At 31.3% G+C, this 12166-nt stretch carries 9 protein-coding genes and 1 other RNA gene; 2 read left to right on the top strand and 8 right to left on the bottom strand.

The window, feature by feature from the left end:
• Nucleotides 1–4: 4 nt before the first annotated feature.
• Nucleotides 5–853 carry an outer membrane protein gene (locus tag N3Z17_RS01030; RefSeq protein ID WP_282472171.1) on the top strand — a complete coding sequence of 283 codons (849 nt, stop codon included), beginning with the start codon at nt 5–7 and terminating at the stop codon, nt 851–853.
• 18 nt (nt 854–871) lie between these two features.
• Here the strand turns inward: N3Z17_RS01030 and N3Z17_RS01025 are convergent, their stop codons facing one another.
• The 8 genes from N3Z17_RS01025 to N3Z17_RS00990 all read right to left on the bottom strand — a co-directional run bounded on the left by N3Z17_RS01025 (nt 872) and on the right by N3Z17_RS00990 (nt 10822).
• The gene (locus N3Z17_RS01025; RefSeq protein ID WP_282472170.1) at nt 872–3334 is read right to left on the bottom strand and encodes a valine--tRNA ligase; all 2463 of its coding nucleotides are present in this window, start codon (nt 3332–3334) and stop codon (nt 872–874) included.
• A 73-nt stretch (nt 3335–3407) separates the two neighbouring features.
• Entirely contained in the window at nt 3408–4172 is a 765-nt protein-coding gene (gene fliP, locus N3Z17_RS01020) for a flagellar type III secretion system pore protein FliP (protein WP_282472169.1), read from the bottom strand.
• Nucleotides 4153–4347 (bottom strand): hypothetical protein, encoded by a 195-nt coding sequence (locus tag N3Z17_RS01015; RefSeq protein ID WP_282472168.1) that lies wholly within the window; start codon nt 4345–4347, stop codon nt 4153–4155. The genes fliP and N3Z17_RS01015 overlap by 20 nt, the downstream gene beginning before the upstream one ends.
• A gap of 81 nt (nt 4348–4428) precedes the next feature.
• Nucleotides 4429–5169: an ABC transporter ATP-binding protein gene (locus N3Z17_RS01010; protein ID WP_282472167.1), complete on the bottom strand. Its 741-nt coding sequence runs from the start codon at nt 5167–5169 to the stop codon at nt 4429–4431.
• 2 nt (nt 5170–5171) lie between these two features.
• A complete protein-coding gene (locus N3Z17_RS01005; RefSeq protein ID WP_282472166.1) occupies nt 5172–5954 on the bottom strand; it encodes an MlaE family ABC transporter permease in 783 nt (260 codons plus the stop codon).
• A 2-nt stretch (nt 5955–5956) separates the two neighbouring features.
• Entirely contained in the window at nt 5957–7030 is a 1074-nt protein-coding gene (gene alr, locus N3Z17_RS01000) for an alanine racemase (RefSeq protein ID WP_282472165.1), read from the bottom strand.
• Nucleotides 7031–7097: 67 nt separating this feature from the next.
• An RNA gene (gene ffs, locus N3Z17_RS00995) (signal recognition particle sRNA small type) lies at nt 7098–7193 on the bottom strand.
• 77 nt (nt 7194–7270) lie between these two features.
• A complete protein-coding gene (locus tag N3Z17_RS00990; RefSeq protein WP_282472164.1) occupies nt 7271–10822 on the bottom strand; it encodes a TrbL/VirB6 family protein in 3552 nt (1183 codons plus the stop codon).
• 128 nt (nt 10823–10950) lie between these two features.
• Here N3Z17_RS00990 and N3Z17_RS00985 point away from each other — a divergent pair, with 128 nt between their 5' ends.
• On the top strand, nt 10951–12162 hold the full coding sequence (locus tag N3Z17_RS00985; protein ID WP_282472163.1) for a PQQ-binding-like beta-propeller repeat protein: 1212 nt from the start codon (nt 10951–10953) through the stop codon (nt 12160–12162).
• Nucleotides 12163–12166: the final 4 nt, after the last annotated feature.

Raw genomic sequence — 12166 nt, 5'->3', positions numbered from 1 at the left:
AAATATGGATATGAGATTTTTTGTTTTGAATGTACTACTTCTTGTATCCATATTTGCAAACAATGCACATTCTAAAAATATTTATTTAAAAGCAGAATTACCAATTTATAAAAAATACGGTGGCATAAATAAGAAAGATTCTAAGGATCATAAAATATCTGCTATATCTGATAGCTATGGCTTTGGATTAGGTTATAATTTTTCAAACTACATTGAGACTGAACTCATTTTTAATCAAATGAAATATTTTATTTATTCATCATCTTACAATGTTGGTAATGTTGATTACACACATTCTCACAAGATTAACTATAAATGTGAACTTGCTGATAAAGTTATTCCATATAAAACGTTTTGTCCATGTGGCATCATGACGACAACAGAAAATTCAGCAGATGAAAGCAAGATATTTACAAGAGGGGAGTTTTTAAAATCAAAAAATAAATCTGAGGATGTTGAGCTAAAATCATCTGATATTGCACTAAAAGAAGTTTCTTCCGATATTATCAAAATGAAACTACAGGCTTTAGTTGCATCAGTAAAATTGAAAGTTCCAAATGAAGGTAGAGTGGTACCTTTTTTATCACTTGGTGCTGGTGTTTCTCGTATGAAAGTTAATGAAAATAAAAGCGAATTAAGTAAGACTGGTCTTACTGAAACACCTACATTAAAAAATAAAACCTCCTTTGCATACAGAGTTGGAGTTGGAACAAAAATAAAAGTATCTTCAAAAGTTGAATTGGAACTTAGCGCCAGATATTTCAATTATGGTAAGTACAAGTTATCAAATGATGTGTCCAAAAAAGTCACAGGTCACGATTTATCTGCTGGAATTATATTAGCTTTTAATTAACAGCTAATTGCGAGCAAATCACAATACCAGTATTGAATATTTACCGCAGTTTGACCTCAAATCTGGTTGTTCAATATTTTTCAGATATTTCATTTCTTTACTGTTGCACGCATTTTTTAAATCCAATAAGGCTAAAGGTGCTATTTCCTTTCCACTAAAATGAATCTCATCAATCTCTGATCGTAGTGAAAGTTCCTTAGTTGATTTATACTTTCTCACTAGCTCTAATATGTTTAAAACATGCGTTCCAATAGTTAAGCTATCAGTTGAGTAATAAAAATTCTCTAATTTTGGCCACATATTAATTTGATTCACCATTTCGTTATTTTTTCCATATAAAATGGAATTTAGTTCTTCAGTGACATGTGGCATGTATGGAGCAAAAAGTTTTAGCAATGTATTAAAGACGTAATTTAATGTTAAAATCGCGCTTTTCTTTTCTTTTGGATTTTTATTCTCCTCGTCGTAAACTCTTGTTTTGACTAACTCGAGATAATTATCACAAAAGTCGTTCCAGAAGAAATTTTCAACAAAAACTCTTGCATCACAATATTCATAGTTTTTAAAGGAGTTTGATGCGTTTTCGACCACCTTATATAAACTAGAAATGATCCATAAATCTAGATCGCAAAAAATATCTCTGTTGTTAATATCATCTTTAAGAAAATTAATTCTCCTGTCTGATCCATTGATATGAAAATCAACAAATTTACCTGCATTCCAAAGTTTAGTTACTAATTTTTTACCAATTTTGAATATTTGATCGCTATATACTATATCCATTCCAAGTTTTGAGCTTGATGCCCAATACCTTATAACGTCAGCTCCCTGATCTTTTATCAATTTTTCTGGCGTAACAACATTACCTTTTGATTTGCTCATTTTAGATTTATCTGAAGCCAAACACCACCCACTAATCATAAGATTTTTCCATGGGATAGAATCTTGATGGAAAAATGACTTAACTAAAGTGCCGAAAGCCCAAGTTCTAATAATTTCATGAGCTTGAGGCCTTAAATCATATGGAAACAATTTATTGTGCCTGTCTTTATCAAGCATGAAATCCTCGCTAACCCCATGACTTGATAACTGAGGAGTTATCGCGCTCGTTGCCCATGTATCCATAACATCAATTTCTGGCCTAACCTCCTGACGAGTATAGCCATCAGGCAAGTCAACATATGGATCAACAGGAAGTTTAGCAACATTAGCAACAAGTATCTTTCCCTCCTCTCCTTTCCTTTTTGAATACCAAACAGGAAAAGGAACGCCAAAATATCTTTGCCTAGAAATGCACCAATCTTGATTCAAGCCATCTATCCAGCTACTTAACCTATCCTTCATAAATTTTGGATGCCAATTACATTCATCATTTTTTATATGCAAATCTCTCTTATAGGGTAATACCTCAATGTACCATTGATAAGTGGGGATAATTTCAAGGATTCCTCCTGATCTTTCAGCGCACTTAACGTTTTGAATAACTTCAATTTGATTGAGCAAAAGTCGTTCTGATTTTAATTTTTCTATTATCAACTCTCTAGCTTCCTTAATTTTTAACCCATTAAGGAAATCCGCATTTTTCATTTTTCCATGCAAATCTATACATTCAATAGTGTTAAGCTTATGCTTTCTCCACCACTCAATATCCTGAACATCTCCAAAAGTACAACACATTACTAAGCCTGTTCCCTTTTCTTGCTCAACATCTTCGTCCGGTAAAATAGGAACCTGATTATTAAAAAATGGTATTATAGCTTTGGTATTCTTTAAGTGCTGATATCTATCATCATTTGGATGATAAAAAATAGCTACACAGGCTGGCAACATCTCTGGCCTTGTTGTTGCAATAACAATTTCTTCGCCATTTACAGTTTTAAATTTAATGTCATTTAGTATGCCAGTTTGTTCTTTATCAACATTTTCAGCTTGAGCTATTGCTGTTTGATCTATAACATCCCAAAAACTTGGACCAAATTTTCTTATAATCTTTTTTTTATTATACAAATCAATAAATGACATTTGAGAGAGTTTTTTAGATTTAGAACTTATTGTTTGATACTCTTGCTCCCAATCAAAGCTTAATCCTAAAGATTTATAAATATTCCTAAATTTTTCCTCTGTTTCTAAAACTACCTCTTCACACACTTTTATGAAGTCTTCTCTACTTAAATCTTTAGCTCTAATTTTTTTTACTTTTTCAACTAATCTTTCTGTAGGTAGTCCATTATCGTCAAAACCTATAGGGTAAAAAACTGATTTACCACTCATTCTTTGAAATCTTGCTATAAAATCTGCTTGGGTGTAACTAAATACATGACCCATATGTAATTCACCGGAAACAGTGGGAGGAGGGGTATCTATTGAAAAAATTTCCTCTCTAGACTTAGTACTATCCCATTTATAAATATCAGATGAATTCCAAATTTTTTGCCATTTAGTTTCTATTTCAGGAATATCCAGTTTATCTTTAAAACTCATTTTAACTACCAAATATTTTTAGAATTAATAAATCAACAAGCTCAGATCTTGTTAGATTGATTTTGCAGTCATACTAACCTATGCCATAACTTTTGACTAAACTTCCGCTTAGCATATACCAACCATCAATCATTACAAAGAAAATTAATTTAAACGGCAAGGATATTATAACAGGTGGAAGCATCATCATTCCCATTCCCATTAATACCGATGCAACTACTAAATCTATGATTAAAAATGGTAAATAAATCAAAAATCCAATTTCAAAAGCTTTTTTTAACTCACTTAACATGAATGCTGGTATTATAACCCTCAAAGGTATTTCATCTTTTTCTAAATTTTGAGTTTCCTTTGCAATATCTCTAAATAAATTTAAATCCTTTTCTCTCGTATTCTCTTTCATAAATTTTTCAAAAGGATCTGCTATATTAGTCCAAGCTTTTTCTTCATTTATCTGATTATTCATAAGAGGAAACAATCCATCATCATAAGCTTTATTAAATGTAGGTGACATTATAAAAAAAGTTAAAAATAATGATAAGCTGATAATAACAATGTTCGGAGGCGTTTGTTGTAGCCCGAGGGCATGACGCAGTATTGAAAAAACAATAGTGATTTTCGTAAATGAAGTTACCATGATTAAAATCGAAGGAGCAACGCTTAATATAGTAATCAACCCAATAAGTTGAATTACTTTGTTGCTGAATAAGGTTTGCTCATCTTCCCCTCCAAAATCAATATTAATACCTTGAGCAAAGGCATAGTTACATTCTATTGCAATCAAAATTGCTAGAAATACGGTAAAACAAATAAACTTTTTATTCTTCAGTAATGACATCTATCAAAATATCTTGTTGACCAAGCAAAATTAAATACCTTTTTTTCTTAAATTTACACATCACTAATCTTCTTTTATGATCTATATTTAGTGTTTCTTCAAGCTTTAAATTATTATCTGCTGTAAAATAATTTCCTAATAAATTTTTATTTTTTAAAAATTTTATTAATACCATAATTACGCCAATAAGACTTATAAGTAATATTAGTATAAAAAAAGACTTTAGATACAAAGAGGTTTCCATTAAAACTAAATTTTACTTATTTAAAAACAATTTAACATACTCATCTTCACTTTCTATAGTATTTTTAAGATTATCCACCCAAAAAACCTCCCCCTCTCTTAACAAGGCAACTCTATCTGCTAATTTTTCCATAACTTTTACATCGTGTGTTATGGTGATAGTTGTTGATTTTAGTTTTTTACTGATGTTTTTAATCAAATTTGTAATAGTTGCAGACATAACAGGGTCAAGGCCAGAAGTTGGTTCATCTAAAAACATTATTTCTGGATTTGTCGCTATTGCTCTTGCTATTGCGACTCTTTTTTGCATTCCGCCTGATAAATTAGATGGATATAATTCTAAAATTTCTTCTTTCAATCCAACTAAATATAACATTTCTATTGCATGCTCTTTAGCTTTTTCTGTGTTTAAAATACCAGAATTAATCAAGCTAAAACAAATATTATGCCAAATTGGCAAGCTGTCAAACAATGCATTGCCTTGAAAAAGCATACTAAATTTTTTTAAAAATTTTTGTCTCTGAATAATATGAGTATGTGTCACATATTCGTTATCTATCACTACCTCACTTCCATCATCAGGGTCTAATAATCCTGCAATACATTTGAGAAGTACAGATTTGCCGCTACCTGAACCTCCAATAATAACAAATGACTCACCTTTGACCACATTAAAATTTATGTTTTTCAATACTTGCTTTGTATCAAAACTTTTACTGAGATTGCTAATTGATATTGAATTGTTTCTAGACATCTTTATTTTACGAATAGTAACCCTGTTATTATATAATTGAAAAGCAAAATCAAAATAGATGAAGTTACCACAGCTTGTGTAGCAGAAATTCCAACACCACTTGCTCCTCCTGAAGTTTTAAACCCATAAAAACAACCTATAAAGGTTACTATAAACCCAAAAACAGCTGCTTTGATTAAACCAGATATCACATCTTGATACTCCAAGAATTTGATGGTGCTATTGATATATGAATGATATTCAAATCCTATTTTATATATAGCTATCAAATAACCTCCGAATATACCAATAATATCAGAAACCAAAACTAATATAGGAAGAACTATGGTTCCTGCTATTATTTTTGGAATTATTAAAAATTTGATTGGGTCAGTATTGAGCGTATATAATGCATCAACTTGTTCAGAGATTTTCATAGCCCCTATTTCAGCAGCTACTGATCCTGCAACCCTACCTGCTAGCATTAATCCTGCTAACACAGGCCCAAGTTCTCTCGTTATAGATATCACGATAACAGAAGCTATTGAGCTTTCAGCATGCATTCTTGAAAAGCCAGTGTAGGTTTGTAAAGCTAAAACTGCTCCCGTAAATATTGCAGTAAGTCCAATTACAGGTAATGAATAAAAGCCAATTATAACTAATTGATGAAATATCTTTTTTACATAGACAGGAGCTATAAAGAGTTTGCTTAGTATATTAAAAAGAAATATAACCAGTCTTCCTATGCCTTCTAAAAAATTGAAGGTAATTATACCCAGCGTTTGAACGTATTTTAATGTGATCATATCTATAATGTATAAATTTTTCTGCAATTAGTGGATAGGCCTGTCAATATCTCTTTTTGATCCGTACTTGCTAATTCTGCAATTTTACCTATAGTAATTTTTTCACCAATTAATTCAACACTTTTTATTTCCATAAAGATAGATTCAGGTAACTGATTAGCATCTACTGCAATCATATTCATACTGACAACACCAATAACTGGCAAAATAAAACCTTTAGCATAAACTTTGGACTGATTACTTAAAATTCTTTTGTACCCATCATAGTAACCTACATTTAAAATTAATATCTTATCACCCTTTTTTACTTGATATGTGGCATTATAACCAACGTATTGATTTTTATAAAACACCTTTCTATTTAATACACTTGCATAAAATTCCACAACGTTTAGCATTTGGGAATTTTTATCTTTGGATACATTGACCCCATATAATGCCCCTCCAGGTCGCACCATATCAAAGTGATATTCAGAACCTAAAAATATTCCACCTGAGTTTGCAAAAGTAAATTTTGAATCTGGAAAAAATTTTTGTAGAAATTTGAAATTTTCTAGCTGCTTTATATTTAAAAAGTGATCGTTTTGTTCAGAGCATGATAAATGGCTCATCACAAAAAGAATCTCGCATTTAGTTAAATTTAATAATTCAATTTCTTCAATTTGAATTCCATCACGACCCATACCAGTATCAAAATTTAAAATAATATTCAGTCTTTTTTTTGAATGAAGATTAATTAATTCTAACTGTGTTTTATCGCTTATTACCGGTATAAAGTTATTCTCTTCGATAATATCTAACTCTTCCTCACTATTTACGCCTTGGAAGATGTAAATTCTCGATTTTTGAGAGTTATCCTTAACCAAATATGCTTCCTCTAAATTTGTGACCCAAAAATCCTTACAACCTGCATCAGCTAATGCTTGTGTTATTTCACTTATTCCTAAGCCATATGCATTTGCCTTAACTACTGCAGAACATATTGTTTTGTTTGAATTTATAATGGATTTGAGTTTTAAGTAATTTTTCTTAATATTTCCTAAATCGACCTTAATGTATTGGTGATTATCTAACATTTACTCTAGAGCTTGGATTTGATTAATTTTAGCAATTTTCTTCTATTATTGGGTAAAGTACAAAAAATCAGAAGAAGCAAAATGAGACCCAGAAATCTAAGCTATGGCTGCTTCTTTTCAGACCTGACCAATTTAGCAAATATTCTGCCCCCATTAATGCTTCTAAGCGAAAAGTAAAACAAGAACAAAAGTTTTGCAAGATAATTATTATATTTAATTTTTTAATAATCTAAGCGCATATTACTCGTCGTCGTCTTTCGTTAATTTATCAATTGCTTTCTCTTTTAACTTATCTTTAAGATTTTCTGCAATTCTTTCAGATACTTTTGAAGTATTGTTACCTGTGACTCCACCACCTGTAACTCCACCACCTGTGACTCCACCACCTGTAACTCCACCACCTACAACCCCACCGCCGGTGCCACCTACAGCACCAGCAGCCATTCCTACTCCAGCTGTTGCCACTGCCACAGCTGCAGTTGCTACAGCTACCGCAGCTTGCTTAGCTTTTGCTTCTACGAATTTAGATGCACTATCTTCCACAGTTCCAATACTCATATGCCTCATTGGGCTACCAGTTGCTATCCAAGATGCAATTCCAGACATATAAGAGGAAAATTCTGACATTCCCTTGGCAACTAGAAAAATAACCAAGCCACCAATAAATGTCATTGCATAAACTGCAAATGCTGAATAAATACTTACAGTACCAGATTCATCTGGTGGCGAATGAATGTCTAGCATGCTATTGTAACCAGAAATCCAACATTCATTATATAGAGGGCCTAAGTCTACTCTTAATAGGCAGGTTGAGCAGGCAGTGAAATTGAAAATATAATAAATCAAAATTGTAATTATATAGTTCAAAATTATAATAGAAGTATATACAAAAAGGGGTTGCAATGCATATGAAAATAGGTTTTTTGCCCATGAATCAAACATTTGTTTAGTTTTTTCAAATAAAATACAAACTATAAATACAGGTGCTGTAACAATCAAGATGGAGTTAATAATGATAGCAAACATAAACATTACAGTCGCTTTTACAATTGCTATAAAATAGTGAAAAATAGCGAAAATCAAAAAGCATGCCGTAACAAATCCAAGTAAGCCATTAGTACATATAGCCCAAATTCTTGACCAGGTATCAGCTGCAATAAATTGATAAATGGGTCCGTTAAATATAGAAAATATTACATATGGATCTTGAATTATCATCGTTTCGCAGGTTTCTTGATCACTAGCCACAGCTTTCAAAAATGATGCTGAGTATCTGGCAACTAATTCAATACTTCCATCGATAAAAAAGGATACCAAATATCCTCCAAAAAAATTCCAACTAGTATCTGAAATAAGGAATGCAACTATTGCAAATTTCATAAGATATTTTATAAATCCCTGTGTTGTATAATCTACTAGCCCAAGCATGTATGAAATTGAAAAAAATACTAAGTAAAGTACCAGTATAATTTTAATAACGTATGCAGCCTTCTTAATAAATCCGGAATAAACAACTCCCACAGCTCCGACTTCTTTAAAATTTGTTACATCTCCACGATTGTTTAGTTCAATATCATATTTCAAATGTGAATTATTGCCTGAGTTATCTGGGCCAACTAACACGGCTTTTATGTCTTTCATTGTGTCATAAATTAACCCGCCACTTTTGCATATTGGGCTTTCTCCTTTTGTACTGAAGTTGACGTAATATTGACCAAAAGTATTATTATATTTATACATTTCTTTCAGATCTTCATTAGCAGTATCATCTGGTTTTTCAAGTTTAATGCGCAAAAAGATTTTGCAATTTGTTGAATCTTGAGAGCAGTCTTCCGAAATTGCTTCTGAATTAGATATAACTAAGAAACCTAAGTCTTCTGAATCTTTATTATTTGCATCTTTTTTTACAATACTGTCTTTGACATTTACCCATTTTCCGAATTTTCCCAATTTTTCATCTATGTGGGATCCCTTTTTTGCAATGGTATATTGGATATTATCCATTTTCGATTTAGGGCACCCAGCCCAATCAATGGATAAAGAATATCCGCCAGAGGCAGTCTCATTATTGTTATAAAAGTGTCTTAATTCTAATTTTGATCTACTCTCAAACTTTGGATTGTTAAAACTCCCTTGCAGTATATATTTACTTTGTCCAGCATCAAAAGTGCCTTTATCTATGCATTGATAACCGCCATACGTGTTTTTACATCCACTATTATCCTTATCTGTGCAAACACAATTGATACTACTACCATTTCCTAAATCAACATTGCCATTAAGATATTTTTTATACACCTCGGCATCAATAATCGTTCCATGCAATCCAAATTCACATTTACTGTCATCATTACTTTTGTCTGGATTACAATTTGCGGTATTGCAACTATAACCGTCAATAGAGGCATTGTTTGGCGATATAATTGAAAAGTTTTTTACCCCACCTTTTCTGAAACATTCCCCTTCTAAAATTGAATCTTGCGAAGTTACAGATGGTGGTTGTGAATTGTTAGATGGATCCTTAATTGCTAAATTACTATTTTTATACCACCTGTCTATACACTTACTTGGATCTGTAATAGTAGGATTCCAAATGCAATCAGTGATTATGCTTTGCCTGTTAGGATTCTTGATTGTATAAGGGCTATTTGACGCATTATTTCCCACTTTAATCACTTGAATATCTTGATTGGACGTATAATCCCCTTCCCAAATGATTGTTAAATTATCTGTATTTTTAAGATAAATACCTGTATTCAAAAAGTTGGCGTTTTTAGCTCCCCAGCCTGCTATAGAATTTTTTAGTGCATAATTGTCTCCAGAAATGTTTTTCCAAAATTCCTGAGCTCCATATTTTGCTTGTAATGCATCTAATGCTTTTTGGTTATCTATAATATTTCCAGTCTTTGTGTAAGTGAATTGATCAGTAAGAATAGTCGTATTCCAATAGTCTTTAACTTTAGTAGGATCTTGTAAATTTTTAAAATTATCATCGCTTAAAGTTGCTAAAAATCTGTGACTGTATTTATTTTTCCACCTCAACTTAAACCAATTGTTATTATCTATGTTATCGAAAATAGGTGTGATTTCAATGTGTTTCTTACCACATAAATATAGTTGATTATCGCTTGCGCCACCCAATAAATTGAACCAAAATTTATTTGGATTTGGCTGTCCACTAACAATTGGTTTAAAATCTAAACTAGTTTCCACAACATTATAGGCATTTTCCTCTTCAGTACCCTGACACATCATTCCAACGCTTGCTTTATCTTGTTGGATAGCTTTATAAAAACTTATATAGCCTTTTTCTAAATTTGGATTGCATGCTAATGAAGAATTGCAATCACTAGCAGGACTATAATCTGCTTTGGTTACACAAATTTTTTGAAATATATCCTGATTTTTTTCATCGTCACAACTAGCACGAAATGCTTCAAAATAATTTGATGTAAATCTATCATCTCCACCTTTTTGGCATTTTGAATAACAGCTTAATATGACATCTTCATTTAATTCTATAGAGAAAGTTTCGGCATAAATACTACTAGGGTTAAGTATTTTATATGGTTTGAATTTTCTAGAAAATGCCTCACATTCTCTCTGGCATATTTTTTGACAATCTCTATTCAAAGGGCTAAGAATTAAACTATTGGCACTATCATTGCCAGTGCCAAAACCGTTAGGCATTAAGCAATGCTCATAGAAATCTGCACTTTCAGCTTCTTTAGGTAGAAAAAGAATAAACAAAAAAACAAAAAATACGAATAGTGCAAACTGCTTTCTTTTCATTATCAATTGATCGCTACTTAATTAAATTTAAGACTACATTTTAACTTAGGACTTTACAACAAAAATAATACGAAGTATTAAGTTCATTAATAATATAAATTTGCTACAAATTTGCTACACATAAGTTTATGTATAATTACACACCGTTGGTTAAAAAATTTATAGTTTTTTTAGCTCTGCTTTTACCTATATCTGCCTGCGTTAATAATAAGAAAATAAATAGTAATATTGAACTTGATGACGTGGTGGTGTGGCAGTACTCTAATTACCTAAATAATACAGAAATTGATAAGGATGTAACAAGTAATAACAATTATCAGATAATATATATTGATAATTCTTTAAGATTGCCTTTAGTTGCGCAACCGATTATAGGAAAAGACTATTATATAGGTATGAATAGAAATGGGGTTATATCAAGGATCAATATTGCTAATAACAAAATTACTTGGAAAAATAAGCAAGCAGGGAGCAAATTCATTTTTTATTCTAATTATCTAAACGGCGGACTTTTGCAAGAGAAAGATAGAATATATGCTTCTTTCGGCTCAGACTTTATAAGTTGCTTAAATAGCAAAACTGGAAAGTTAATTTGGGAGCAAAAGTTGCAAGAAATAGTCAGAGCATATCCTGTTTTGGAAAATGGGATACTTTATTTACAAACCTTAAATAACGGAATATACTCCATTGATGCAAAAGATGGTGCTATTTTGTGGTATAAAGCGGGCGTTAATGATGGAGTGAGTGTAGTTAATGTTGTTTCTCCGGTAATTTATAAAAATGCAATAGTAATGCAAGATGGTAATGGAGCTATCAGCATTGTAAACAAGCGTACAGGTTTTGAAGAATGGAATTTTGATGATGGAAATATTTCTTTTGAGAATACTTTAAATGATGTTAAAATTTCGGTATATCAGCCTCTTGCAGTGGATAATTTCCTGTATTTTTATACACCAGGTGGATATTTATCAAAATTAAATTTATTAAATAAAGAAGTTGTTTGGAGAGAAAAGTACAATATCGATAGGCCAATCCATATACATAATAACATTGCTTATGCAATTGATGATAAAGATACTTTTTTAGCAATCGATCTAAAAACTGGGAATAACATTTGGAAAGCTAAGCTTATAGATTATTTAGACGAAAAGGAAAAAAGAAAAAATCGATACTGGAATTCGCCAATTGCAACAAATGATCTCATATATATTTCTAGCTCTAAGGGGGAGATAATAACCTTTAAGGCAACAGGGAATTTTAATAATATTAAGTATAAGGTGGGAAAGGGTTCATATATTTCACCTATTAATACCGGGAAGAAAATATACATAATTTCTTGATAAA

Source organism: Candidatus Bandiella numerosa, assembly GCF_029981845.1.
Classification (GTDB): domain Bacteria; phylum Pseudomonadota; class Alphaproteobacteria; order Rickettsiales; family Midichloriaceae; genus Aquirickettsia; species Aquirickettsia numerosa.
This window is presented reverse-complemented; position numbering and strand designations above follow the sequence as displayed.